This is a genomic window from Nocardia sp. NBC_00881 (assembly GCF_045207455.1).
Classification (GTDB): domain Bacteria; phylum Actinomycetota; class Actinomycetes; order Mycobacteriales; family Mycobacteriaceae; genus Nocardia.
Map to the genome: position 1 here is coordinate 6,842,403 of NZ_CP108798.1, position 25,567 is coordinate 6,867,969.

20 protein-coding genes are annotated in these 25,567 nt (G+C 64.9%); 15 read left to right on the forward strand and 5 right to left on the reverse strand.

Going from position 1 to position 25,567, the window contains the following annotated elements; all coding sequences use genetic code 11:
* Positions 1-37 precede the first annotated feature (37 nt).
* The gene (locus OH799_RS28745; protein WP_406270371.1) at positions 38-691 is read left to right on the forward strand and encodes a Uma2 family endonuclease; all 654 of its coding nucleotides are present in this window, start codon (positions 38-40) and stop codon (positions 689-691) included.
* A gap of 310 nt (positions 692-1,001) precedes the next feature.
* Here OH799_RS28745 and OH799_RS28750 read toward each other — a convergent pair whose 3' ends face one another.
* From OH799_RS28750 to OH799_RS28760, 3 genes are all read right to left on the reverse strand, one after another.
* Positions 1,002-1,784 carry an ESX secretion-associated protein EspG gene (locus tag OH799_RS28750; RefSeq protein WP_406270373.1) on the reverse strand — a complete coding sequence of 261 codons (783 nt, stop codon included), beginning with the start codon at positions 1,782-1,784 and terminating at the stop codon, positions 1,002-1,004.
* A complete protein-coding gene (locus OH799_RS28755) occupies positions 1,781-3,889 on the reverse strand; it encodes a hypothetical protein (RefSeq protein WP_406270376.1) in 2,109 nt (702 codons plus the stop codon). Before OH799_RS28755 ends, OH799_RS28750 begins: the two co-directional genes overlap by 4 nt.
* Positions 3,890-4,126: 237 nt before the next feature.
* Positions 4,127-6,100, reverse strand: a complete 1,974-nt coding sequence (locus tag OH799_RS28760) for a hypothetical protein (protein WP_406270379.1) — start codon at positions 6,098-6,100, stop codon at positions 4,127-4,129.
* A gap of 701 nt (positions 6,101-6,801) precedes the next feature.
* Here OH799_RS28760 and OH799_RS28765 point away from each other — a divergent pair.
* The 10 genes from OH799_RS28765 to OH799_RS28810 all read left to right on the forward strand — a co-directional run bounded on the left by OH799_RS28765 (position 6,802) and on the right by OH799_RS28810 (position 12,394).
* The gene (locus OH799_RS28765) at positions 6,802-6,936 is read left to right on the forward strand and encodes a hypothetical protein (RefSeq protein WP_406270382.1); all 135 of its coding nucleotides are present in this window, start codon (positions 6,802-6,804) and stop codon (positions 6,934-6,936) included.
* A 32-nt stretch (positions 6,937-6,968) separates the two neighbouring features.
* Entirely contained in the window at positions 6,969-7,283 is a 315-nt protein-coding gene (locus OH799_RS28770) for a hypothetical protein (protein ID WP_406270385.1), read from the forward strand.
* Between the two features lie 144 nt (positions 7,284-7,427).
* Positions 7,428-7,754 carry a YbaB/EbfC family nucleoid-associated protein gene (locus OH799_RS28775; protein ID WP_406270387.1) on the forward strand — a complete coding sequence of 109 codons (327 nt, stop codon included), beginning with the start codon at positions 7,428-7,430 and terminating at the stop codon, positions 7,752-7,754.
* Positions 7,755-7,925: 171 nt separating this feature from the next.
* Positions 7,926-8,243, forward strand: a complete 318-nt coding sequence (locus tag OH799_RS28780; protein WP_406270390.1) for a hypothetical protein — start codon at positions 7,926-7,928, stop codon at positions 8,241-8,243.
* On the forward strand, positions 8,240-9,514 hold the full coding sequence (locus tag OH799_RS28785; protein WP_406270393.1) for a hypothetical protein: 1,275 nt from the start codon (positions 8,240-8,242) through the stop codon (positions 9,512-9,514). The genes OH799_RS28780 and OH799_RS28785 overlap by 4 nt, the downstream gene beginning before the upstream one ends.
* Positions 9,515-9,526: 12 nt before the next feature.
* Positions 9,527-9,823, forward strand: coding sequence for a PE domain-containing protein (locus tag OH799_RS28790; protein WP_406270396.1), 297 nt, complete (start codon positions 9,527-9,529; stop codon positions 9,821-9,823).
* A gap of 15 nt (positions 9,824-9,838) precedes the next feature.
* Entirely contained in the window at positions 9,839-10,795 is a 957-nt protein-coding gene (locus tag OH799_RS28795) for a PPE domain-containing protein (RefSeq protein WP_406270399.1), read from the forward strand.
* A 34-nt stretch (positions 10,796-10,829) separates the two neighbouring features.
* The gene (locus OH799_RS28800) at positions 10,830-11,609 is read left to right on the forward strand and encodes an ESX secretion-associated protein EspG (protein ID WP_406270402.1); all 780 of its coding nucleotides are present in this window, start codon (positions 10,830-10,832) and stop codon (positions 11,607-11,609) included.
* A gap of 98 nt (positions 11,610-11,707) precedes the next feature.
* Entirely contained in the window at positions 11,708-12,022 is a 315-nt protein-coding gene (locus OH799_RS28805; protein ID WP_406270405.1) for a WXG100 family type VII secretion target, read from the forward strand.
* Positions 12,023-12,112: 90 nt separating this feature from the next.
* On the forward strand, positions 12,113-12,394 hold the full coding sequence (locus OH799_RS28810; protein ID WP_406270408.1) for a hypothetical protein: 282 nt from the start codon (positions 12,113-12,115) through the stop codon (positions 12,392-12,394).
* 308 nt (positions 12,395-12,702) lie between these two features.
* Here the strand turns inward: OH799_RS28810 and eccE are convergent, their stop codons facing one another.
* Complete coding sequence (gene eccE, locus OH799_RS28815) at positions 12,703-14,427, reverse strand: type VII secretion protein EccE (RefSeq protein ID WP_406270411.1); 1,725 nt, start codon at positions 14,425-14,427, stop codon at positions 12,703-12,705.
* A 269-nt stretch (positions 14,428-14,696) separates the two neighbouring features.
* On the opposite strand from eccE, the gene eccB reads away from it, so the two are divergent.
* Positions 14,697-16,154 (forward strand): type VII secretion protein EccB, encoded by a 1,458-nt coding sequence (gene eccB, locus OH799_RS28820; protein WP_406270414.1) that lies wholly within the window; start codon positions 14,697-14,699, stop codon positions 16,152-16,154.
* A gap of 24 nt (positions 16,155-16,178) precedes the next feature.
* On the opposite strand, the gene eccA is transcribed toward eccB, so the two are convergent.
* The gene (eccA, locus tag OH799_RS28825; protein ID WP_406270416.1) at positions 16,179-17,996 is read right to left on the reverse strand and encodes a type VII secretion AAA-ATPase EccA; all 1,818 of its coding nucleotides are present in this window, start codon (positions 17,994-17,996) and stop codon (positions 16,179-16,181) included.
* Between the two features lie 133 nt (positions 17,997-18,129).
* Here eccA and eccD point away from each other — a divergent pair, with 133 nt between their 5' ends.
* Genes eccD through eccCa form a run of 3 tightly spaced genes read left to right on the forward strand, consistent with a single transcriptional unit; the run spans position 18,130 to position 25,108 of the window.
* Positions 18,130-19,602, forward strand: a complete 1,473-nt coding sequence (gene eccD, locus OH799_RS28830) for a type VII secretion integral membrane protein EccD (RefSeq protein WP_406270419.1) — start codon at positions 18,130-18,132, stop codon at positions 19,600-19,602.
* 5 nt (positions 19,603-19,607) lie between these two features.
* The gene (mycP, locus tag OH799_RS28835; RefSeq protein ID WP_406270422.1) at positions 19,608-21,032 is read left to right on the forward strand and encodes a type VII secretion-associated serine protease mycosin; all 1,425 of its coding nucleotides are present in this window, start codon (positions 19,608-19,610) and stop codon (positions 21,030-21,032) included.
* Between the two features lie 2 nt (positions 21,033-21,034).
* Positions 21,035-25,108: a type VII secretion protein EccCa gene (gene eccCa / locus OH799_RS28840; RefSeq protein WP_406270425.1), complete on the forward strand. Its 4,074-nt coding sequence runs from the start codon at positions 21,035-21,037 to the stop codon at positions 25,106-25,108.
* Positions 25,109-25,567 lie beyond the last annotated feature (459 nt).

A 25,567-nucleotide genomic window follows, 5' to 3' on the forward strand; every position in this document is an offset into this window, starting at 1 on the left:
ACCATCCAGCAGCCCGGCCAGCGGATAGCATGGCGATATGTCGATCTCGCACGTCCAGCGACCCGACCTTCCCGAGTACATGACCTGGGCGGAACTCGAACGCCTCCCCGAGGAGATCGCAGGTCAGATCGAGTTGTGGAACGGCCGTGTCGTGTGGGTGCGACGTGGTCCGGCCGAGCACCAGGACTGCACCAACCTGCTATGGACCACCCTTCGTCGTTGTGCCCGACAGGACATGCACAGTCAACTGGAACACTGCTGGCGGGTCTCGACGGAGACGAATGTCTTCTTCGGCAACACCGGGAAATCCGACTTCGTGACACCCGATTTCCTTGTCTACCGCTGCCTCGAAGAGGAATACCAGGACATCCGCGCAACGGACGTGAATCTCGCCGGCGAGGTGTTGTCACCGTCGAACACCGAACGCGACATCGAGGCGAAGAAGGCGCGCTACGCCGGAGCGGGCATCCCGTGGTACTGGGAAGTCCTGCTCGGGCGCGGACCGAGGCGCATCAATATCGTTCGCGCATTCGCGCTGGAGACCGGCCACGGCCGACTCCCGGACGGCGTTTCGCCACTTCGCCCTGCCAATTATGTCGTGGCAGGGGAATGGACCTCGGCAAACACCGACGGTATTGTCTTCGACTTCCCGTTCCCGATCCGAATCCCTTGGTCCGAGCTCGAGTTCTGACGACCGGCTCGGCCAGCGGCAGCCGGGGTGCTGCATCAGCCATGCGCTGTCTGCGGCAGTGGCCGCACCGGCGCCGAACAGCTGCTGTAGCGCGCAGTATCTGCTTGTCATGGGCTTACACGCATGCAACGGCCCCGGTCCCGGCCGTGTGATGGTCGGGAGCGGGGTCGTTCGATTCGGCTACGCTCGGCGCGCGACGGTCGAAATCCCAAGCGCCGGACCGTGTGGGCCGGTGGCCCACCACGACGTGAATACCCCGCACAATGCGCAAGATGGCAATGGGCGGCGAACCTCACAGAGGAAAGGCTGCCTATCGCCGTTCGTCTTTGATGGCCTTGACCACTTCCGCGATGCCGGAGTTCACCAGTGTGGTGAGCCGTTTGGTGTCGGCTGCCACCGCGACCGGCGGGGTTGCGGCGGTGATTGCGTAGCGCCCATCGCCGTCCAGGTCCCGCCAGTACAACCGCTTCCTGGCTACCCCGCGTGGGCCGAACCGGGAAATCCCCTGGGCGATCTCGATCACGCCCTCGCCGGTGGTCGGGGTGCGGAGGAATTGGTCGGCCTGTTGTTCGACGGTGTCGTCGAAGGAGTCTTCCACGAACGACCGGCCGTAGGAGAAGTCGAGGTCGGCGCCGTTGGTTTGCTTGACGAGCGCGATGTCTCCGAGCTTGCCCGCGTCCACCTCGGGTAGCTCCGCGGTCAGCGCCTCGGCGAGCGCCAGCGGCGCGCACTCGGTGACCGTGTAGCCGCCGCTGTGCCACGCCGTCTCGCCTGGAAGCTGTTTCAGCAGGTATCCGTAGCCCTCGCGGCGGACCGCGAGCAGGCGGATCTGACTTTCGGCGTCCTCCTCGTCGCTGCCCCAGCCGTGCAACTCGACCCGGATGTCCGGCCGAGCAACCACATCGAGCACGCTGTCGAAACTACGGTCCAGCTTGCCGCGCAGCTGCTCACGGATTTCCCGTTTCTCACGCTGGTAGTCGTCGTAATACTTGGTTCGACTGGTGAATATGAACGGCGCCGGCAGGATATCCGCTTGCGCGGTCTCCCAGGCGACGACGAACTCCAGGTCGGTGAAGTTCCAGGTGCGATTCATCTTTCGATCACGGGCCTGACTACGCGTGGTGCGTCACCGAGTGCGTCTTCCAGGGCTTCGGTCGACTGGAGCCAGGTCGGCGGCTTGTGCTGGTTGCCCGATTCGCCTCCGGCGTTGCGGCCCGCCGCGCCTGGCGCGCCGGGCGTGCCGGCACCGGCCAAGGGCGCCAAGCCGGCCCGGCCTGCCGCCGCGGCCGCCCCAGCGGCCGTGACCGCGGTGCCCGCGCGCGGAAACAACTTGGATGCCTGGGCCAGGTCCTTGGCCACGGGCGAACTCGCCAACCCTGGGCCGGGGCCGCCGCCTAGTTTGGGCAGGCCGGTTTTGGGGTCGATGTCCATCCCGGGAATGGGCGGAATCCCCGGCAATCCCGCGAATGCCTTGTCCGCCAGCTGCTTCTCCTGCGCGGCCCGCGCCGCCTGCTCGGCGGCCTGCTGGCCGGCGTACATGGCTTGCTGCATCGCCTGCTGTCCGGCTGCCGCCGCCTGCTGCGTCGCCTGATCCTGCTGCTGTTGGGCCGCCAGTGCTCGTTGTTGCTGATCGAAGTCGGCTTGTTCCTGCTGTTGCTGGCGCACGAAGTCTCGCTGCTCGCGGTCGAATGCTTGCTGATCGCGCTGGGCCTGCTCCGCCGCGAGGCGCTGACGGTCCAATTCTTTCTGCGTCTGACCCTGGTCTTGCACCTCACCAGTGGGCAGGTTATTGCCCCCGGTGTAGCTGAGGCCGGGGCCTCCGGGGCCGCCCCCGGTGTACTGGCTGCCGCCCCCGGTGTCCTGGCTGCCGCCACCACCGCCACCATCACCGGTCGAGTCGGTGGCTTTCCCATCCTCGTCGACCTTCGGCGCGGTCGACGGGATCTCGTTCAGCGCCGGGACCAGCAGTGACGATGCCTGAACGCCTGAAACATAGTTGTTTTCCATATTCTGCCGATAAATCGCGAGGTCGCGCTTATTCGCGGCGCTGACTATCGCTGCGGGGGCGTCATAGGAACCGGAACCACCCTCACCTTCGTAGTACATGGTCTGCGTTTTCGGCGGATTCGGCTGAGTGGGCATACCTTTTTTGGTGTCCGCCAGCCATTCCGAGGTGTATTTGAGGTTGTCGGCCATCGCGTGCATGCGCGTGGTCAGGTCGGCTACTTTTGTGCTGTAGTCCTTGACTGCTTTTGTCGCCGCGTTGCGGCCGCTGCCCCGCCACTGGTCTTCGGGCGTGTTCGCGATATTCTTGGCGTAGCTACCGACGGCGTCGTCCAGTACCTCCGCCATCCATTTCCACATCTTGGAAGCGTAATCCACCGGTTTGATCGCGTCCCCGGTGTGCTGCCCGAGTTCGTACAAGTCACGCCACAACTGACTGTCCGGATTCTCCGGATCGGGCGAAAATATTTCCAACTGATTCTGTTGCAAACCCTTCGGCTGCGTCTGATTGGATCCCAAGAAGTTCGAGAGACTGTTCGGAAGGTTGGCCGTTTTGACAACTTTGGCTGGGTCGAAAACCGGAGTGCCGTCGTAGGTGGTGGTGAGATCTTCCTCTTTATCGGTCAAAGTGGTATTGATGAAATCTCGGTTGCCGAGGGGGACGGCCTCGCCGTCGTTATCGCCGTCCAGGTATTGCGTTTTCGGTACGCTGCCCTTTTTTGGGGCCTCGGTGAGGAATCTTCCCGAAGGCCTGGTGGGTGCTTTGATGCCGTCGAGATACGAACCGTATCGCTTCTTTTCCGTGCCGCTGATGTCGCTCGCGTTATCCAAGTCGACATCGATGTACTTCTTGCCTGCGAGTTTGTACATTTCCATCGCGTTGGTCAACGAGTCTTTGTGGCCACCCAGCACTTCGCCCAGCGCGTTGAGTGTGTTGTTGAACATGGTGGCCAGCTGGGAACCGGATCGCAATTGGCTCAAATTATCCAGCGTGATCTCGCTCATCGCCTCCTCGATGCCGAGAATCTTGCCGATTGCCTTGCTGGCCTCGGTGGCGGCGTTCTGCGCGGCCATCCATTCGAACCGCAGGTCCCCGGCCGTGGCCTCCTTCAGTGCACCCGCCATGAGGTCTTTGTCGTCGGTCTCGATGACCGGGCCGATCGGCTTCTGTGGCGGGACGCTTCCGCCTTCCATAGCGTCACGAGAGGTCATCGGTGTCCCCCGATCCATGCTGCCGACAGCGCTGCGGCCTTGGTATCACCCATGAATCGCACTCCTGACTATCTCGAACGATCTTCCACTGATCGCGTCCGCGCATTCTCCGGCGGCTTCCTGATCGGTCGCCCTGTTGTTCGACGGTGTCGTCGAAGGAGTCTTCCACGACCGACCGGCCGTAGAAGAACTCGAGGTCGGTGAGTTTCCAGGTGCGATTCATCTTTCGATCACGGGCCTGACTACGTGTGGTGCGTCACCGAGTGCGTCTTCCAGGGCTTCGGTCGACTGGAGCCAGGTCGGTGGCTTGTGCTGGTTGCCCGATTCGCCTCCGGCGTTGCGGCCCGCCGCGCCTGGCGCGCCGGGCGTGCCGGCACCGGCCAAGGGCGCCAAGCCGGCCCGGCCTGCCGCCGCGGCCGCCCCAGCGGCCGTGACCGCGGTGCCCGCGCGCGGAAACAACTTGGATGCCTGGGCCAGGTCCTTGGCCACGGGCGAGCTCGCCAACCCTGGGCCGGGGCCGCCGCCTACTTTGGGCAGGCCGGTTTTGGGGTCGATGTCCATCCCGGGAATGGGCGGAATCCCCGGCAATCCCGCGAATGCCTTGTCCGCCAGCTGCTTCTCCTGCGCGGCCCGCGCCGCCTGCTCGGCGGCCTGCTGGCCGGCGTACATGGCTTGCTGCATCGCCTGCTGTCCGGCTGCCGCCGCCTGCTGCGTCGCCTGATCCTGCTGCTGTTGGGCCGCCAGTGCTCGTTGTTGCTGATCGAAGTCGGCTTGTTCCTGCTGTTGCTGGCGCACGAAGTCTCGCTGCTCGCGGTCGAATGCTTGCTGATCGCGCTGGGCCTGCTCCGCCGCGAGGCGCTGACGGTCCAATTCTTTCTGCGTCTGACCCTGGTCTTGCACCTCACCAGTGGGCAGGTTATTGCCCCCGGTGTAGCTGAGGCCGGGGCCTCCGGGGCCGCCCCCGGTGTACTGGCTGCCGCCCCCGGTGTCCTGGCTGCCGCCACCACCGCCACCATCACCGGTCGAGTCGGTGGCTTTCCCATCCTCGTCGACCTTCGGCGCGGTCGACGGGATCTCGTTCAGCGCCGGTACCAGCAGTGACGATGCCTGAACGCCTGAAACATAGTTGTTTTCCATATTCTGCCGATAAATCGCAAGATCTCGCTGATTCGCGGCGGCGCGGATCGCATCGGGAGCGTCGTAGGTGGTGGAACCGCTCGAATCCGAATAGTATACGGTCCGTGTCGGCGGCGGAGCCGGATCGGGGGGCATGCCTTTTTTGGTGTCCGCCAGCCATTCCGAGGTGTATTTGAGGTTGTCGGCCATCGCGTGCATGCGCGAGGTCAGGTCGGCTACTTTTGTGCTGTAGTCCTTGACTGCTTTTGTCGCCGCGTTGCGGCCGCTGCCCCGCCACTGGTCTTCGGGCGTGTTCGCGATATTCTTGGCGTAGCTACCGACGGCGTCGTCCAGTACCTCCGCCATCCATTTCCACATCTTGGAAGCGTAATCCACCGGTTTGATCGCGTCCCCGGTGTGCTGCCCGAGTTCGTACAAGTCACGCCACAACTGACTGTCCGGATTCTCCGGATCGGGCGAAAATATTTCCAACTGATTCTGTTGCAAACCCTTCGGCTGCGTCTGATTGGATCCCAAGAAGTCCGAGAGACTGTTCGGAAGGTTGGCCGTTTTGACGATCTTGGCGTTCGGATCGACAGCTTTGGCGTAAGATTCCTGCTTATCGGTCAAGGCGTCGGTAAGGAAATCTCGCTGTCCGAGGGCCACTCTGTCTTCGATGCGACCACTGTCCTCGTACTCCGTTTTCGGTACGCTGCCTTTTTTTGGGGCCTCGGTGAGGAATCTTCCCGAAGGCCTGGTGGGTGCTTTGATGCCGTCGAGATACGAACCGTATCGCTTCTTTTCCGTGCCGCTGATGTCGCTCGCATTATCCAAATCGACATCGATGTACTTCTTGCCTGCGAGTTTGTACATTTCCATCGCGTTGGTCAACGAGTCTTTGTGACCACCCAGCACTTCGCCCAGCGCGTTGAGCGTGTTGTTGAACATGGTGGCCAGCTGGGAACCGGACCGCAATTGGCTCAAATTATCCAGCGTGATCTCGCTCATCGCCTCCTCGATGCCGAGAATCTTGCCGATTGCCTTGCTGGCCTCGGTGGCGGCGTTCTGCGCGGCCATCCATTCGAACCGCAGGTCCCCGGCCGTGGCCTCCTTCAGTGCACCCGCCATGAGGTCTTTGTCGTCGGTCTCGATGACCGGGCCGATCGGCTTCTGTGGCGGGACGCTTCCGCCTTCCATAGCGTCACGAGAGGTCATCGGTGTCCCCCGATCCATGCTGCCGACAGCGCTGCGGCCTTGGTATCACCCATGAATCGCACTCCTGACTATCTCGAACGATCTTCCACTGATCGCGTCCGCGCATTCTCCGGCGGCTACCTGATCGGAGGGGGCTCGAATCTGACTTACCCCGCGTTTGTCTGGGCCGTGATGCGCTTCCGGGGGTCCTTGTCCTTGGTTGTCGTGACCGGGCGGCGCTGGAGCTCGGCGGTCCGTTAGGGATGGCTCATCCGTGCCTCCGAGTCCCGTGCCCTCGGCAGTGGCAAGGCCTTGGTGTGACCCATGGTTGGCGCTCCTGACTATCACCGACGATCCGACCCATAGTGACACGGACGTGCTCATCGCGTGGTTCATCTCTTCCCTCCAGTGGTGGGTGGGACGATGAGATGTAGATGTCGTGGGGTGTAAAATTTTTCGGCCGCAATGCAGCGAAGGAGTTGGACGACAACGAGAAACCGTCGGGGCCGGGCAGCACGGTGAGCGTGATTCCCGCGAGCGTGCGACGATTCGGTGCAGGAGTCTGATTGTAGGGGGATGATCTCTTGGACAACGGCCGCTACGTGATCCCGTCGGCGGGCGACGCCGAACGCCTGATCGCGATGATCAATACCGAGATGGCCATAGTGGCTCGCACCATCGAAGACGAGTGGGTGTTAACGGAATACGGGTTGCCGTAGATGATTCGGTACGACGAGTAGGTGAGGATGCCATGGCGACAGCAACATCGAGGAGCGGCTCGATCTCGGTCGAGACCACCGAGGAGGGGTTACCGACCGGGATCACCATCGAACGCGATGAGTTGCGGCGGACTCCGGGGGAGCTGGCCCGCGAAATCCTCAGCCTGTGCCGGCAGTCGGCCAACCGTGCGGGCCTGGCTCGCCGGGCGGAGCTGGAGGCCGCCGGGTTGAGCAGCGAGATGCTCGCGCTGACCGGCTTGCCGAAGCCGGAGGACGTGGCGCGCGAGGAGTTCGTCGAGGAGTCGGATTACGACGTAGAGCCGCAGAGCTGGTTGAGGTCGGTATGAGCGGTCAGGCCCGGAGGCGGCAGTGGAGTGTGACCACGGAGGGCCCCGCTCATGCCGCAGAGGAGACGGTATGAGCGGTCAGGCCCGGAGGTGGCAGTGGAGTGTGACCACGGAGCGTCCCGCTCATGCCGCAGAGGAGACAGCATGAACGAGGCGATGGACGCGCTGGAGGCGCGGGTGCACCGTCAGCTGAATCGAATGCGTGATCTGGGTGATCAGATGGCCGCGATCCGAGTGCGGGAGACTTCGCCCGATGGCACGGTGACCGCCGAGGTAGACGGCAATGGCGCACTGTGTGATCTGGTGTTCTCGGACGCGATCTCGAAGCTGTCGCCGAGCGAGTTCGAGGCGGTGCTGGTCGCTACCGCAGGCCGGGCGGCCCACCTGGCGATTGCCCGGCGAGGCGACTTGGTCATCGCGTTCAACCAGGAGATCGCCGAGTCGATGCCGGACAGTGAGCGCGGGCATTGAACTCTATAGCGACTCTTTGCGTTCTACCTATGCATGAAGGCCTGTTGAGCAATCGGCAGGATGATCCACCTGCTCGGCGGATCAGCACACACCCCGATCGGCTTCCCGCCAATGGGAAAGCCGGTACATTTGGACAAGCAACCAATAGTCTTCCGGCTGTAGAGGTTTCCGATGACTGAACTTGTTGTAGTGTCAGACGCCATCCGCCGGTACGGCGATGCCTCGGCCATGATGGCGGTGGAGACAGCTGCGGCGGGTGCCGCGAACCAGGCGGCGACCATGGCTGCCGCAATCCCGGTATTCGGCCTGATCGGGCAGGATTTCCTGGCCGCGTTCGCATTTGCCCAGGCCAATAACCTCATGTCGGTCATCGAACTGGCTGCCGTGCACGCGGGCTCGGCGATGACATCCTATGAGGGCGCCGGCCTACACGACCTCACCGAGGCCGCATCGGTAACCGAGTTCGGGGCTGTCGGTAGACAGTCATGACAGCCCCGATCGACCAGACCGTGATGGACCTGCTGCGCCAGAGTGCGGTCGGCCCGATGCTGAACCGGCCGGTCAACGACGTCCTCAAGGATATGGGCCTCGGACCGCTGCCGGAATTGCCCACGGAATTGGCACTGCCGGAACTACCACCGCTGCCGGCTCTTGATCTGTCACTGCTGGCCAAACCGCTCACTGACCTGGCGAGCAGTTTCGGTACCGGTCAGCCCGCCGCCGGACCGGGGCCCGACCCCACGCAGGTGTTTTCCCAAATCTCCTCCGTCCTGCAGACCACGATGCAAGTCGGTTCGTCGGCGGTGCAGATGGCGATGATGCTGTGGCAGGGCATGGGTGCGACGGAGGCTGCGGGGAAGGCGACGCAGGCGCAGAAGGACGGCGCGGCTGTGTCGACTCAGAGCGCGCAGACCGCGGCAGGCACCGCCACGGCAGCGACCTCGGTCTTCACCGGTGCCGCCGCGATGGCGGCGATCATGGCCAAGTACATGGCGTCGGTAGCGGCGTCGGCACCGTTCCTCGCGACCGGAGCCGGACAGGCGTTCCTGCTGGCGATGACCGTCGAGACGCTCACCGAGGCGACGATCGTGGTCGGGAAGACCCGCACCGAGCTGGGCATCGAGAGTGCGAAGATGATGGGGACCGGGCAGAAGGTGCCCGTTACCAACGCGCCGAAGGGCGTGGATCCGATGCAGATCGTGTCGCAGCTGATGCAGATTGTGCCGACACTGACGAATGCGGTCTCTTCCGGTGCGCAGTCCATCTCCCAGGCACACACCGCGCTGAATCCAGTGAGATCCATTGCGGATGTCGACAAGGAGAAGCAAGGGCTCAAGGGCGGTGCTCCGGCCGGTGGCGCAGGACTCGTGGGTGGCGGCGGCGCGGGCATCGGCGCCCAGCCGCGGCAGCTCACCCCCTGGGGTGGCGCGCGGGTGCCCGCAGGCGGTGTCGGTGCCGCGAGTGCTAGTACCAGCGCCGCTGGTACCGGCGGAGTGTCATCCGCTTCCAGTGCGGGCAGCCCGATGCGCGGTGGCGGAGGAATGATGCCGATGGGTGCCGCAGGCGCTGCCGGTGGCGGTATGGCGCGGGCAGGCGAGGCCGCGGCGTCGGACAGCGTTCGCGCCAACTTGGTGACCGAACAGCACGGCAACGAGGTCGTGGGTGATATCGAAGGAGCCTCGCTGCCGGTGGTCGGCGCGGCCGAGCGTGTGACCGAACCACTGGACGGCGATTCGCCGGACAAGGCACTTACCCTCTGACAGGAGGTCGTCATGGAATTCGATCCGATCCTGGCACGCGAATCCGGCACCGACTTGGACGCCCTCGCAAACCGGCTGGAGAACGATCTACGGGCAAAATTGCCTGCGCTCGCCGTGGAGCACGCGGGCATGGACGAAGTGTCCATGCGCGCTGCGGAAACGCTGCGTGGCGTCGCGTCGTCCTACGACGACGCCGCCACCCAGGGCATCCTCGAGATCCGAAAGCTGGCCGCCGCCTTCCGTTCGCAGATCGAGCAGGTGGTGCGGATGGACAATGACAACGCGGCCGGCTTCAGTACTGCGAGATAGCGCGAGGCTGCACATATGGTCGAGCCACCGGTAGCCGGATTCACCGGTGTGATCTGGGAAGCCAGACCCACCGAGCAGTTGTCGCGTGACCTCACGACTGGTCGTGGCGCGATTCCGATGGCCGAAGCAGGCGCCGCGTGGGCCGAGCTGGCCGTGAGTTTCGGTGCGGCCGTAGTCGAATACGACCAGATCATCGCCAGGATTCGCGAATCATGGCGCTCTGCCGAGAGTAGCGCCGCGATCGACCGGATCGCGCGATTGCGGGATTGGCTCGTGGACGCCGCCGCTGCCGCGGGCCACAACGCGTCGCGGGCCAGTGGCCAGGCTGTGGCATACGAAGTGGCGCGATTGGCTATGCCGCATGTCACCGAAATCGCCGCACTCGAGGTGGCGAAACGCGGAATCGAGCAAGCCGGTGCCGCACTCGGCGCCCCTTTGGTGGCGGCGGCGGCCCAGGTCGATACCGAGCAGAACCTGGCCAAGGCGAATGCCGCCCGCGTCATGCAGAGTTACGAATCGGCGACCACACCGCTGGCCACACCGTGGCACCAGCAGCACCCACCGGTGATTGCGTCGAGTGCGGCACTTGATGCCGAACGCGCCGCCGCGACACCGACATCGGCTCCCAGTGCGGCTGGCCGCGTCACGCCTGCGACAGTAGGCGCGGGTTTCCGTGGGCTGGCGATGCCGCGGGCGAAGGCCTCCTACCACACCCAGACTGTCGCTCAGGCGGCGTCCACGCAGGACGTTGTTCCAGTGCGGTCGACTTCGGTACCTGCCGACTCGGGTACCGGGCGAATGATGCCGGGCGGGATGCCGCCGGCCGCCGCCATGGGCGGCGCCGAGCGTGCCGTCCGTGCGGGAGCGGCCGCGGCGCTCGGCGGCGAGGCGGTGGAGATAGATGCCGGCATCGATGTGGCTCCGCCGGTGTTGGGCGCCGCCGAGCAGGCCCAGCGATCGGAGGCGACATGAGGCCGCCTCAGCGCAAGGGGGTGCGATGCCGACGATGACCAATGACGGCCTGCTCGCCGTGTCCGGCATTTTGGGCGTGCAGACACTGCCGCTGGTCCTCGGTGTCGGTCCGCGACAGGATTCGGTACAAGCCTGGACCGCCGCGCAGCAAGAGGCGATCGCCGGCCTGCGGGATTCGGGGCTCTTGGATAGCTATGACGAGGTGGACACCGATCTCGCTGCTGCCCTTCATATCCTGTCGCAACCGGACCGGGAGCTGGTGGCGCGTATCCACACAGACGCGGGAACTCGGCGAGTCTGCCTGGCCCGCAGGGCGTCCCAGCACGCCGTGGCAACCAGGATCGGTGACGTCTTCGACGTCCGCACAACGTGGGCCGATGACGACGGAGCCGCGCTGGCACGCCCAGTGCTCGACGCGCTGGGGGCCTGTCCGCCCGCGCGTACCGTGAGCTTCAGTGCGCCGGCCGATCAGCTGCGTGAACGTTTCGATCGAGCCGTCGAATCCAGCGACTACACCCAGGTGCTCTATGGACTTGGTATCGAGGAACGTGCCGCGATCGAGTTCGGGCTCGCCATGTCGAGTTGTTTCGCGCACGCCGAGATCGTCGCCTACGCCTACGACGACGGCGCGACAACCCAATCTTCCGGAGCGGTAGCGGTATACGACACCACCCAGGGTCGTATCGTCGCCAGCCCCGGAGCTTCCCCCGACCTGCGGGTGTGGTCCACCTTCACGCCGGGCTCCGATCACCGGATCGCACAAGCGATTTCCGCGCTGGTCCGGTCGCTGCCTGGGGGGAGGTGGCTGTCGTAATTCAGATATGAGCATGCTGCTGACACACATAGAGACGGGTGATGTGCGACCGCATCGCCTGGCGTTCCTAGGAATACACAGAGATAGAGGTACATACGATGGTTGCACAGGACGAATTCAAGGTTGCCAGGGGGAAGGAAGATGTTGCCGCAGTAGTCGACAGGATCCAGAGAATTCTTGCTCGAGTTCAGCAGGCGGTCGATTCAGGTCGGAGCGGATTCCAGGGTCAAGCGGCGGTAGCATTCCAGAAAGCTGTGGCGGCGTGGGATGAAGAAGGCGTTCGCCTGAAGAAAGTTCTGATGAAATTGGAGGATCAGGTCGGCGTCGGTCAAACAACATACGTCAACACTGAGACGGAAAACGAAGAAGGGTTTGCGCGGGTAAGTACCGCACCCATGACGAATCTCGTTTAGTGAGAATTAATACTCCTCCACATCCACACACTATTAAGAGGATCTGACATGTCCGGAATAACCGTTTACAATAAGCCGAAAATAGACCACATGTACAACGAACTGAAGCAGTGCCATAGTGATCTGGCGACGGCTGGCGGTGATGAACTTGCGGCAGCTTCGGAAACGTTGAAGCAGGCGTGGACAGATGACACAGACGGCACCGTCAACGCGGCGTACACCGACGGCTATGAACCGGTGAAGAAGTCATGGGACAACGAGTTCGCTGACACTTTGACCACGATCGAAAATATCGCCACAGCGCTCGAGGAAGCACTGATCAGAGCTTTCGGCGCGGATAAGGCGGTTGCGGACGGCTTCGGAGCCATCTGAGCGGAGTCGAACGTTCACACGTGTCCACCCCTCTTCGGGAGGGGTGACACGTCGTTCTTGTCCCCAACGCGGGCCATGTCGACTTCAAAGGACTCGTCGAGGACGCAGGGGATTCAGAGCTCGGAACTACTGATGCAACGGATCCCGAAACCGTCATCGGAAAGCTGGGGCAATGCCATAGTTTCCGCGTACGAACGGGCGACCAATACGGATATCAAGGTCGGCGCAACCTTCAACGGTGGCTGACGGCAGGCATCCGGCTGCCTCGACGGCCCGTGCACGAATCGCGTGCACGGGCCGTTCGGCCGTTACACCGGAATCGGCCGCGCCATGCCGAGGTAGGTCATCTCGAAGGGAGTCGCGACCATGTCGACGGTTGTCGTGCCCGCGGCGGTCTGCACGGTGACCCGGTTCGCGGTCTCGGGGTCCTCGGTCAGGGTGACGTCGGGGTCGAAATAGTTGCCACCTGCCGAACGCGACCGCAGGAGGATGACCGTCGCGTCGGAGTGGTGCGTCGACGGGGGTATGCCGTCGTAGACGATGACGGATGCGGCCCGGTGCGAATTCGCCTGCTGGGAACCGGCCGACCAGGCCGCCAGCGAAAGCAACTGCGGCGAATCGACATAGGCCACCATCTCCCGCCAGGCCTCATGGCGGTTGGTGTGCACCACGACGGTGGCGCCCAACGCGATGGCGCGCAGGATGACCTGCTTGGCAATCAGCAGCGCGCCGATGATCTCGACCCGGCGCACGCGCTGGCCCACCAACGGCAGCGCCACCCCCTGCCCGGAGGAGTCCGCGCCGATCAGCTGTCCGCAGCCGGCGATGGGCATGGACAGGGCGGCCAATGAATCCGGGGTGCCGAAGGAGCTGTCGATCGGCAGCTCGGGTCCCTGGGCACTGACCGGAAGGCTGTGCAGCAGCGCCCGATACTGTTTCCCTGGCATAGGTACCAGGCCAGGGGCACTTGCCTCCGCCGGCTCGTGGCGAGTGTCGAATCGGACCGTCGCGGTCACCGCGATCTTCGCCGATCCCGCACTCAGGGCTGAAGTGCCGTCAGCTGCCGCCCGCCGTAGCCGCACAGTCATCGTGGTCGCCAGGCTCTGGGTCGCCCAGACATCGGCGAACCCGCGAGGGCCGAGCGCTTCGAGCGCCATCCGGTAGGACGTTGAATAGATTCCGTCGTGCTCTAGGCCCCGGGATGTCTCCGCGAGCTGATCCAGCGAAGCGCCGCGGGTGAGCTGATGCACCACCGAGGTCATCTCCGCCGCAGACAACACCGACGCTGTGAGCCCGCGGGCGGCCAGTCGATTCGCCACCCGCCGGGTCGCGACTATCGCGGAGCGCAGCGTGCCGGTCGAGCCCCCGCCGCGGCGGTCCACCGCGCCGACGTTGGCGAGTGGGTTCAGCCGCAGAACAATCCAGACCGTTCGCTGAGCGACCGCGGGAAGCGGCCCGAGGATCTGGTCATAGAGCCGTGCGACCGGACCGGCGTCCGAAGTGCGCGCCCCGGTGCTGATCACATCGATGGACGCGAGATCTATGTCGAACTGGTTCAGGCAGCGCGCGAGCTCCGGGAGTGGAACCTTGTCTCCCGTGCTCAGGCCACTCGGGCTGAGCAGCGTCACGAAGCGCGGTGGTGCGTCGATGCGCAGCATGGTGATCAGGTGTGCGCCATCCCACCGCATGCCGTATGTGCCGCCCTCGAGCAGTGGCACGTCGAACGGAGCGTGGTTGACACCGGTGGAACGGTTGCGGAAGGCGTGCCACCGGAACGCGGTCTTCTCGTCCAGTAATCCGGCGAGCGAGTTGCCGCGCAGCCTGGTGAGGCCGATGACGATAACGAGCGCGCCACCGGCCACGGCATAGGGGGTCGGTGCGTCGAACGACACTGCGACGAGGGCAACCGCTATCGCGACGAGCACGACCGGAATCACCAAGCGCAGCGGTAATATTCGAAACAACCAGTTCTGCGGTGAGTGCAGCGGTGGTGCCGATACCGCTACGGCCGGGTCGGCCGTTGTTGACGCCATGGAATCATAATGGACCGAAGTTCCCCACCTTCGCTACCTGTCCCGCCTCGCCTTCCCGCCTCTCCGTGGTTTCTGGCCGGACTTGGGTGCCACGAGAGTGGCGTTGGCGGCTGGCGGTGAGGTGGTGGCCGGGTCAGCCGGTTCCCGACGAGTTACCCATGTCGGTACGAAATCAGTTGTCACGTTGGGAAGTGTTGTCACGTTGGGAAGTGAGGAGAAGGGCAGGATAGGATTCCACCTGCTCTAACCCGCGTCAGTTCGGAGGCGTCGTGCCAGCACAGTTGACCACGCGTGCCCAAGTCAACGGATACCGGTTTCTGCTGCGCCGGTACGAGCATGCGCTGATACGTCGTGATGTGCGGATGTTGCACGACCCCATGCGGTCGCAGGCGCGGTCGCTGATCGTCGGCGCTGTACTCGGAATCCTGGTTGTCGCGGGCGCGGCGATCCTGTCTTTTCTGAAGCCGGCGGGCTCGGTCGACGACGCGAAGATCGTGATGGCGCAGGAAAGCGGCGCGCTGTACGCGGTGGTCGACGGAACCCTGCATCCGGTGTTGAACCTGGCCTCGGCGCGGCTCATCACAGGTAGCGATGAGCTGCCGACCTCGGTGAAAGCATCCAAGCTGACGTCGCTGCCGCGCGGTCCCATGCTGGGTATTCCCGGCGCTCCAGCCGCGCTGCCCGGCGCGTCGGGCGACCGCTCGATCTGGACGCTGTGCGACTCGGTGATGCTGTCCGCGGCAGGCAGCGCGGCCCGCTCCCCAGGAGTGAGCACGACGGCGATCGTCGGTGCGATCGAGCCCGAATCCGAGTATGCGGCCCGGCCACTGCGATCGGACGAGGCGCTGCTGGTGACGCGCGAGAACAAGATCTACCTGCTGTTCGACGGCAAGCGTGCGGAGATCGACCCGGCGGATTCGGTCCTGGACCGGTCGCTGAAGTTGCGCAACCAGCCGCCGAGACCGGTCAGCGCCGGGCTGTTGAACTCGACCACTCCGGTGCCCGCGTTGAAGCCGCCGCACATCGATCGGCTGGGCGAACCCGGCCCTGGACGATTGTCGGACATACCCGTCGGCGGTGTGATCAGAGCGCGCGGGGTCAATGCCGAGGAGCTGTACGTCGTGTTGCCGAACGGGGTGCAACGGGTGACGTCTTTCGCCGCTCAGGTGATCCGCAACGCGAATTCTCAGGGCATGAGCGACATCACGACGGTGCCGCCGGACCGGCTGGTCGGGGTACCGGTGCTGAACACTCTCACGGTCGACAACTTCCCGCAGGAAACGCCGAAGATCCTTCCCGCCGAGAACTATCAGGTGGGGTGCACGTCCTGGTCCAAGGGCTCCAACGATCCGGCCGCAACGGTGACGGTCCTGGCCGGCCGGAAACTGCCGCTGGCGGACTCGGCCACTCCGGTCGCCCTGGCCACCTCGGACGGCACCGGCGATCGCGTAGACGCCGCGTACCTGGCGCCGAACTCAGGTGAGTACGTCCAGGCGACCGGCATGGACCCGGAAAGCTCCCGCCGAGGCACCCTGTTCTACGTGGCCGACAATGGAATACGCTACGGCGTGCCCGACGCCCAGACCGCGGCCGTGCTCGGCCTGGCGCAGAAACCACGACTGGCCCCGTGGCCGATCATCGGCCAGCTCGTCCCCGGCCCGACCCTGTCCGCCAAGAACGCACTCGTCAGCCACGACACCCTGCCCACCGGCGCAGCAACAAACTAGGCGGGACAGCGAGGCGGGACAGCGCTACCGCAGGGTGGACAAAACGCTGTCGAGGGCATTGCGCATGTCGTCGGCTTCAATGCGCATGAGCACGCTCTCGTCCACATCGGTCAGGTCCAGGTTTTCGTCGTTGGCCAGCCGGAACTCGCGTTCCTCCTCGGCTGCTTCGATGACGTTGCGGATGAAGCGGCCGTTGCCGGCGAGGTCGATCCCGCGGCGTGGCTGACCGGTCTGGTCGGTGCTCTCCTTGCCGTACAAATCCGCGCAAGCCTGCACGAGCAGCGCTTGGGCTTCGTCGGAGATTTCCGAATCCCTTTTGTGGGCAATGAACTGCCCGATCTGGCCCAACTCCGCCGGGGTGTAGGAATCGAACTTCACCCGCTTGGCGAACCGGGAAGCGAGGCCGTCGTTGGCCGCGAGCAGCCGGTCGATCTCGCCGTCGTATCCCGCGATGATCACGACCAGGCGGTCTCGATCGTTCTCCATACGTGCCAGGAGGGTGTCCACCGCCTCGCGGCCGAACGCGTCGCCGCCGGAAAGGCCGGTCTGGATCAGCGTGTAGGCCTCGTCGATGAACAGCACACCGTCCATCGCGCTGTCGATCAGCTTGGAGGTCTTGATCGCGGTGCTGCCCAGGTGCTGGCCGACGAAATCCGCGCGTTTGGCCTCGACGAGACTGTCGGTCTTCAAAAGACCCAGCCCACAGTAGATCTTGGCGACCACCCGGGCGACGGTGGTCTTACCGGTCCCAGGCGGGCCGGTGAACGCCAGGTGTTGTCCGCGCGGCACGCTGGCCATCCCCTTCTCGGCGCGGATCTTGGCCAGCTGTGCGGTCGCCTGCAGCTTGGCAACCTGCGTCTTGACCGCGGCAAGACCGATCTGCGCATCCAGCTCCGCGCGTGCGGCCGCGAGGATCAGTTTGGCTTTGTCGTCGCGCTCCTCGCGGCCCATTTGCTCGGTCGACGGAGCGGACGCGGGATCCCAGCGGTTGGTGCGCGCCTCGATCTGTTCCTTGGTGGACACCGTGAGGCGGTACTTGCGGTCTCGCATGGCGGCGGTGTTCGCCGCGAAATCCGGTGCCTCGGAGAACACCTTCTCGAACAGGGCCTGGGCTTCGTCCTCATGGCCGGTCTCGCGCAGGCACAGGCCCCGGCAGAACCGGGCGGTGGTCGCGGCCGCGGGGATGGGGCCTCCTTCGGCCCGTTCCATCCGGCGGATCGCTTCACCGAACAGCCCGAGTTGCGCGCAAGCCGTGCCGACCATCACGTGCGCACCGGCGGCCAGGTAGGGGTCGTCCCACTCCGCGGAGCCGGCGAGCACCGTCATGACATCGGGCCAGCGCTGCGTCGTGTAGTGCAGGACCCCGCGCACGTACGCGCTGATGCGGTCGTCGATCTCGCGATCGGGCTGCGACAGCTGGGACTTCCGGTACGCAGCGAGTTCGTCGAGGACCTTCTCGGCCTCGTCGTAGTCGCCCTCGGAGATCAGCAGCGAAGCCTGCGCCAGCCAGATTTCGGTGTAGCTGGACAGCGGGTAGTCGATGTACTGGCCGACCACGAAGCGCCCGGCGAGCTCGCGGGGCCGCAGCCCCAACCGGCGCTGTTCCCGGAAAAGCGTTGCCCCGCTGGTCTTGTACATGTTGAACAGCACCTCGCGGGTGACTTCACCAGCGGCGGCACGCCCGAGCCATGCATCGCACATGCCTGGATCCCATTCGGTTGCCCGTTGGAACGCCAGCTTGGCGTAGTCGAGGTCGCGGGCGGATTCCTGCCCGTCGATAACCAGGCCCAGTGACAAGATGCCAGCATCGAAGGCGCGTTGTGCTTGGCGATTGCCAGTCATGCGGGTGAGCCCCCAAAGCCTACGTGTGAGCGATTTCTCGCTCAGCATACCGGCTGCCGGATATCGGTTTGTTCGATAGATTGTGTTCGTTGCCATCTAGGGACAGCGTTGAGTGTAGGGAGTCATCCAACCCGTGACCGAGTCGTCGACCAGCGGCTTGGGTGCCGTTGACCCGGAACTGTGCCGTGTGTCGGTTATCGGCGGAAACACCCAGATCGATCTGGGTTTGCCTGCGACCATTCCGATCGCCGCCTTCATTACCGATGTAGTCGAGTTGATCGAGTCCCGCACCCCGGACTTCACCGACCCCGAGGAAGGTGCGCCGCTGCAGACGCAGCATTGGACGTTGGCCCGGATCGGCCGTGACCCGATCCCACCCAACCAGACGCTGACCGAAGCAGAGGTGTACGACGGTGAGCTGCTGGTACTGCGGTCGGTGACGGCCAAGGAATCGCCCGCGCTGTTCGACGATGTGATCGACGCGGTGTCGAAGCTGACCACCGAGATGTTCCGAAGTTGGTCACCGGCATCGGCTCGATGGGTGGGGTTGATCGCAGCCCTCGCCGCGGTGCTCGCGGCAATCGCGCTGCTGGTCGCAGCCAGGGGCGACGGTGCGGGTATCGCGATCGGCTTCCTCACGGTCGGAACCGGCGCGGCCGCGATGGCCGCGGCCGTGATCGCGATACGGATGTATCAGGCGCGGTTGGTCGCCGTGGTGTTGTCGCTGAACGCATTGCTCTTGTTCTTCGCCAGCGCGGCCTTGTTCGTGCCGGGCGATCTCGGCAGTCCGCACTTGCTATTGGCCTGTGTTACGGCCCTGGTCGTCGCGGTGGTCGGCTATAGCGTCACCGGTGTCGGCGCGACAATGTTCGCAGCGGCCATCACCATGGCGCTGTTCGGCGGTGTCGCCGCATTCGTGCGGATGGTCTGGGAGACGGATCCGCCGAAGATCGCCGCAGGCGCGATGGTGGCCGCCCTCATCATGCTCACCATGGCCCCACGAATCGCGGTCGCGGCGGCGCGGCTACCGGTGCCGCCGGTACCGACCGCGGGCGCGGCGATCGACCCGGCCGACCACGAACCGCGGCCCACCATCGAGGACATCGGCGCCATCGGTGCCACCGCCCTGCCCTCGGCGGTGGGACTGGAGTTGCGGGCCAGCGCTGCCAACCAATACCAGTCCGGAGTACTCATCGGGTCCACCGTGGCGGCAGCGGCGGGGGCGGTGATCGCCGCGGACCCGTTCGGCGCGGCGCGGTGGCAAGGTATCGCGCTGGCCGTGGTTGTCGCGCTGATCCTGTGTCTGCGGGGACGTTCACTCGCCGACCTGACCCAGGCGAGCACACTGATCGTGGGTGGCACTGCCACCTTGATCGCGATCATGGTCGGTGTGGCCTTCGGTCATCCTTCGTGGCTGGTGCCGATCGCCGGGATGCTGCTCGCGGTAGGGGCGGTCGCGATGGTATTCGGTGTCATCGGACCGCACACCGAAATGTCGCCGGTGACCCGCCGTATGGGCGAGATATTCGAATACCTGCTGATCGTCACCATCATTCCACTGGTGCTCTGGATCATGGACCTGTACTCCGCCGCCAGAAACCTGTGACACCGATGGCTATCGCGAGGCGGCGCAAGTCACGTACACCGCTACGGCTGGCCGGTGTCGCGGCGGTTCTCGGCCTGAGCATCGTCGGGATGCCTGCCCCTTCGTATGCGATCGCGCCCCCCGTCATCGATGACGGAGCGCTCGGTGCGGCACTGGCCGTGAATGGACCGCCCGACGCGACCGAGCAGCGATCCGTATGTGCCGAACCCCTGCTCACAGGCGCCGCGCCACGTGACGCCCCGTTGCCGCAGCGGATTCTCGACCTGCCCGCCGCATGGCAGTTCAGCAGGGGTAGCGGCCAGAAGGTCGCGGTTGTCGACACCGGCGTGAATCCGCATCCGCGCCTACCAGCCCTCGAGCCCGGCGGAGACTTCGTCTCCGACTCGAACGGAACGGTCGACTGTGACGGCCACGGTACCTTCGTGGCCGGCATCATCGCCGCGCGGCCCAGTCCGGACGACGCGTTCGTCGGTGTTGCACCGGAAGCGGAGATCCTTGCTATCCGGCAGTTGAGCCTGGCCTACGAGCCGAAGGATCGGGACCGCCGCGAGGTGCCGGGCGCGATCTCGAGCACCGGGTACGGAACCGTGCTGACGCTGGCCGCCGCTGTTGTCCGCGCTGTCGATCGCGGTGCCACTGTGATCAATATCTCCGAAGTGGCCTGCTCGCCGGCCGGAGTCGCTCCCGTCGACGGTGCGCTCGGCGCCGCGGTGAAATTCGCCTACGACCGCAACGTCGTGGTGGTTGCCGCCGCCGGAAACATCCAGAATGGCGGTACGTGCGGCGCCCAAAACGACGGTTCGGGTTGGGGTGCGGTCCGCACCACGGTGAGCCCGGCCTGGTTTTCCCCCTACGTGCTGTCGGTGGCGTCGGTGGAAGCCGACGGCACACCGTCGCCGTTCTCGATATTCGGTCCATGGATCGGCGTAGCGGCGCCGGGACGCGACATCGTCTCGCTCGACAGCAAACCTGGCGGGGTGGGGTTGATCAACGCCGTGCAGACCAGCGAAGGCACCGGATCCCTCGATGGGACCAGCTTTTCCAGCGCGTATGTCTCCGGCCTCGCGGCGCTGGTGCGCGCGCGGTTCCCGGAGCTGTCGGCGCGACAGGTGATGGATCGGATCATCCGCACCGCACAGGCACCAGGCGCTGGACGCGACGACCAGCTCGGGCACGGGCTCGTCGACCCAGTGGCGGCGTTGACGGCGCAGCTGCCTGAGCAACCAGTGAGCGCGGAAGCAGACGTGGCGCGCCCCATCGAGGGGCCGACGCCGCCACCTTACGTCGATCCGATGCCCCGGCGGGTGGCCACCATCGGCACGATCGTCTTGCTGGCGCTGCTCGGCATCGGATACACATTGTCGATTCCGTTCCGCCGCACCCGTGTCGATGCCATCGACTCTGCAGAACCTGTGGAAGAAGGACAGTAGACATGGCTACCGAAGGATTTGTGCGCAGGCCGCGGATCGCGCCGCCGCGGCCGCCCGGCGGTGAAGTGGCACTCACGGCACCGCCCGAGATCCCACGGCCGGTACCGGCCGGCTTGCTGACGAAGCTGATGCCACTCGTCATGGTGGTTGCTGTGGTCGGCATGATCGCGATGATGGCCATGATGGGGCGCAATCTCCTGGCCAACCCGTTCATGATGATGTTCCCGATGATGATGCTGATGTCGATGGTCGGCATGATGGCGGGAATGCGCGGGGGGGCTGGTGGCACGAAGAAGGCTGCCGAACTCAACGAGGAGCGCAAGGACTACTTCCGCTACTTGGACCAGGTGCGCAAGGATGTGCGCAAGACCGGCCATTCCCAGCTCGACGCTCTGACCTGGAGCCACCCAGCCCCGGCCGATCTGCAATCGATCGTCGGCACTCGACGGATGTGGGAGCGCCGTCCGAACGACCCGGATTTCGGGCATGTGCGCGTCGGCGTCGGCAGCCACCGGCTGGCCACCAAACTGGCGCGGCCGGAGACCGGCCCGCTGGAGGACCTGGAGCCGGTGTCGACCGTGGCGCTGCGCCGGTTCGTCCGCACCCACTCCGTGGTGCACGGCCTGCCGACCGCCATCTCGCTGCGCGCGTTTCCGGCTATCAATATCGAAGGTGATCCCGCCGATGCGCGCACCCTGGTGCGGGCGATGCTGATGGAGTTCGTGGCATTCCACGGACCGGACCACACCGCCGTCGCCATCATCTGCGCCGACCCGGACAGCGAGACCTGGTCGTTCGCCAAATGGCTTCCGCACCTGCAGCACCCGGTCGAGCGGGACGGGATGGGCTCGGCCAGGATGATGTACCGCTCGCTGGCGGAGCTGGAGACAGCGATGGCGGCCGAGCTTCTCGAGCGTGGCCGCTTCATGCGCAACGCTCAGCCGACCGCGGGGCGAGTCCACCTGCTCGTCATCATCGATGACGGCTACGTGAGTGCTACCGATCGGATCGTCAGCGACGCGGGGCTGGACTCCGTCACGGTCCTCGACCTCACCGCACCGCAGACCGGGCTGGCTGTGCGCCGTGGGCTCCAGCTCGTCGTCAGCGACGGCATGGTCGCGGCGAAATCGGCCGCGGGCACCGAGAAATTCGCGACCGCGGACGTGGTGACGGGTGCCGAAGCGGAGTCTCTCGCCCGGGACCTGGCTCGCTACCGCGTCGCCACGGCCGCGCAGATCGTCAGTCTCGGCGACGAAACACGCGCCGATCCGGGTTTGATGTCGCTACTGAAGATTCCGGACGCCGCGCAGATCGACCCGCCTCTGGTGTGGCGTCCACGCAGCTCCCGTGAGCGGCTGCGGGTGCCGATCGGTGTCACCCCGGACGGTACCCCGGTGGAGATCGACATCAAGGAGTCCGCCGAGAACGGCATGGGACCACACGGGTTGTGCATCGGCGCAACGGGTTCAGGTAAGTCGGAGTTTCTGCGCACCCTGGTGCTGTCGATGGTGACCTCGCATTCACCTGACCTGCTGAACCTGGTGCTGGTCGACTTCAAGGGTGGTGCGACCTTCCTCGGTCTCGACTCGCTACCGCACGTGGCCGCGGTCATCACCAACCTCGAGGAAGAACTCTCGATGGTCGACCGCATGAAGGACGCACTAGCCGGCGAGATGAACCGCCGTCAGGAGCTGCTGCGTTCAGCGGGCAACTTCGCGAACGTCACCGAGTACGAGCAGGCCCGCGCCGCGGGCGCCCAGATCGACCCGCTGCCCGCGCTGTTCATTGTTGTCGACGAGTTCTCCGAACTCCTTTCACAAAAACCGGATTTCGCCGATCTGTTTGTGATGATCGGTCGGCTGGGGCGCTCACTGCGGGTGCATCTGCTGCTGGCCTCGCAGCGATTGGAAGAGAACAAGCTGCGCGGTCTGGACAGCCATCTGTCCTACCGGATCGGGCTGCGCACCTTCTCGGCGAACGAATCGCGGGCGGTGCTCGGTATCACCGACGCCTACCACCTCCCGAGCGTGCCGGGCTCCGCCTACCTCAAGAGCGACGCGGACGATCCGTTGCGATTCAACACAAGTTACGTGTCAGGGCCGTATGTTTCGCCACGTGGTACGCAACAGATCGACGGGCGTTCGGTAGGCGGCCAGTCAGCCGTGGTGTTCACCGCGAGCGAGGTCGAGGCACCCGAACAGGAGCGGACTTCGCTCGACAGTGCCGTGGCCCGTGGACTTCCGGAACTACCGCCGTCGCCGGGTGAGCTGCCACCCCCGCCGAGCGAGGCCGCCCTGCGCACCGAGGCGGTGCCCTCCACCCTGCTGCAGGTGGTCGTCCAGCGCCTGACCGGGCACGGACGGCCAGCGCACGAGGTGTGGTTGCCGCCCTTGGACGAGTCGCCCTCGGTGGACATGCTGCTGCCCGATCCGGATTGGAAATCGCCGGCGAACCGGCACGGTCAGCTGTGGATGCCGATCGGCGTGATCGATAAACCCTATGAACAGCGCCGCGACGTGCTGGTCGTCGACCTGTCCGGCGGGCAGGGCAATCTTGCCGTGGTCGGCGGCCCACAGTCGGGTAAGTCGACCACCCTTCGCACGGTCATCATGGCGGCCGCTGCCACACACACCCCCGAACAAGTACAGTTCTATTGTTTGGACTTCGGTGGCGGTACCCTCGCAGGCTTGGCGGATCTGCCGCACGTCGGATCGGTAGCGAACAGACTGGAGGTCGACCGGGTCCGCCGGACCGTCGCGGAGATGACCACGCTGCTGCACCAGCGTGAGGAACGCTTCCGTGAGCTGGGCATCGAGTCGATCCACGAGTTCCGCAAGCGCAAGGCGAAACTGAACCAAATGGGCGCCGAGGATCGGGCGGCCGACCCGCTGTCGGAGGATCTGCACGGCGACGTATTCCTGGTGATCGACGGATGGCCGACAATCCGCGCCGAATTCGATGTCCTCGAGCCGGCTTTGAACGCGATCGCGGCGCAGGGTTTGTCCTACGGCATCCATCTCATGGTCGCGGCGACGCGCTGGGCCGAGATCCGGCCTGCCGTCAAGGATCTCATCGGGACCAGGTTGGAGCTTCGGCTCGGCGACCCGTCCGACTCCGAGATGGACCGGCGCACCGCAGTGCTCGTCCCGGTTGGCCGACCGGGGCGTGGCCTGACCCCGGAGAAACTGCATATGCTCATCGCCTTGCCGCGATTGGATTCGGACTCCGACCCGCAGACGCTGGCCGACGGTGTCGTCGTCGCCAAGCAACAGATGAACGCGCTCTTCGGCGGTCGCCGCGCCCCTGAGGTGCGCATGCTGCCGTTGGACATCTCGCGCACGGAGGTGCTCGCGGCCGCGCGGGAGCGCGGCATCGAACTCGGCCCCACGAGGGTCGTCGTCGGACTGGGGGAAGCCGAACTGGAGCCAGTTGTCCTGGATTTCGGTACCCAGCCGCATCTCATGGCGTTCGCGGATGTGGAATGCGGCAAAACCACCTTGCTGCGTAACATCGTCCTGGGTGTGGTGGAGAACTCGAACGCCGAGCAGGCCCGGGTCATCCTTATCGATTACCGGCGTACCATGCTCGGGCTCATCGAAGGCCAGCAGCTGGCCGGGTACTCGACCTCGTCGCAGACCTCGATCGGAATGATCAAAGAGGTCGCCGGCTACCTCAGCAAGCGCATCCCTGGGTCGGACATCACCCCGAAACAGCTTCGGGAACGCAGTTGGTGGACCGGACCGGAGATCTATGTCGTCGTCGACGACTACGACATGGTCGCGACCGGGCAGAATCCTCTGGAGCCACTGCTCGAGTATCTCCCACAGGCTCGCGACATCGGCCTGCACTTGATCGTGACCCGCCGCTCGGGCGGTGCGTCGCGGGCGTTGTACGACAGGGTGCTCGGCAGGCTCAAGGAGCTTTCGGTCGACGCGCTGCTGATGAGTGCGCCCAAGGACGAAGGAAAACTCCTGGGTGACATCCGCTCGTCGAAGCTCCCGCCGGGCCGGGGCATCCTGGTTTCCCGTAGCGGCGACCCGGAGATGATCCAGATATCGCACCTGCCACCGCTGTAGGAGCGGCCGACATCAGTCGTCACGGCACTAGTACTTCTTGGCTTCGGACCATCGTTCCGCGGGAGTAGCTTTGCAGATCAGATTTTTGGCGACAGATACCTGGATAGCGTTGCGGGCAGCGGTAACGAGACCCGTATCTGATCGGCAAGCTCGGAATGACTGGGCAGTCGATCACCCGGCTTCCATTCGGCTGCGCGGATCTCATGGAGTAGGTCTGCGATCCGGTGATAAGTCAGACCGCCCGGCATCTCGCTCCTCGGTGGTCGTGCAGGTAACGAAGTGGACTCTTCGTGACCCCCTACGGCCGAGTAACGCTTGACAGGTGCCTTAAGAGGTTTATCGTATTGAACGTCCTGATCCGGTGTTGTGCGGCGATGACGGCGAGGCAACGTGGCAGGTTCGAATTCAACGGTTGTAATGGCGCCCCCGGGCACACCGAGGTGCGTCGATTCTCTAGTG

Coding starts and splice junctions, on each gene's coding strand:
- eccCa (WP_406270425.1), top strand. CDS start 21,035: ATGGCTACCGAAGGATTTGTGCGCAGGCCGCGGATCGCGCCGCCGCGG.
- OH799_RS28810 (WP_406270408.1), top strand. CDS start 12,113: ATGTACAACGAACTGAAGCAGTGCCATAGTGATCTGGCGACGGCTGGC.
- OH799_RS28800 (WP_406270402.1), top strand. CDS start 10,830: ATGACCAATGACGGCCTGCTCGCCGTGTCCGGCATTTTGGGCGTGCAG.
- OH799_RS28795 (WP_406270399.1), top strand. CDS start 9,839: ATGGTCGAGCCACCGGTAGCCGGATTCACCGGTGTGATCTGGGAAGCC.
- eccE (WP_406270411.1), bottom strand. CDS start 14,427: ATGGCGTCAACAACGGCCGACCCGGCCGTAGCGGTATCGGCACCACCG.
- OH799_RS28775 (WP_406270387.1), top strand. CDS start 7,428: ATGAACGAGGCGATGGACGCGCTGGAGGCGCGGGTGCACCGTCAGCTG.
- OH799_RS28780 (WP_406270390.1), top strand. CDS start 7,926: ATGACTGAACTTGTTGTAGTGTCAGACGCCATCCGCCGGTACGGCGAT.
- OH799_RS28760 (WP_406270379.1), bottom strand. CDS start 6,100: ATGGCCGCGCAGAACGCCGCCACCGAGGCCAGCAAGGCAATCGGCAAG.
- OH799_RS28805 (WP_406270405.1), top strand. CDS start 11,708: ATGGTTGCACAGGACGAATTCAAGGTTGCCAGGGGGAAGGAAGATGTT.
- OH799_RS28755 (WP_406270376.1), bottom strand. CDS start 3,889: ATGGAAGGCGGAAGCGTCCCGCCACAGAAGCCGATCGGCCCGGTCATC.
- OH799_RS28785 (WP_406270393.1), top strand. CDS start 8,240: ATGACAGCCCCGATCGACCAGACCGTGATGGACCTGCTGCGCCAGAGT.
- OH799_RS28745 (WP_406270371.1), top strand. CDS start 38: ATGTCGATCTCGCACGTCCAGCGACCCGACCTTCCCGAGTACATGACC.
- OH799_RS28790 (WP_406270396.1), top strand. CDS start 9,527: ATGGAATTCGATCCGATCCTGGCACGCGAATCCGGCACCGACTTGGAC.
- OH799_RS28770 (WP_406270385.1), top strand. CDS start 6,969: ATGGCGACAGCAACATCGAGGAGCGGCTCGATCTCGGTCGAGACCACC.
- mycP (WP_406270422.1), top strand. CDS start 19,608: ATGGCTATCGCGAGGCGGCGCAAGTCACGTACACCGCTACGGCTGGCC.
- eccA (WP_406270416.1), bottom strand. CDS start 17,996: ATGACTGGCAATCGCCAAGCACAACGCGCCTTCGATGCTGGCATCTTG.
- OH799_RS28750 (WP_406270373.1), bottom strand. CDS start 1,784: ATGAATCGCACCTGGAACTTCACCGACCTGGAGTTCGTCGTCGCCTGG.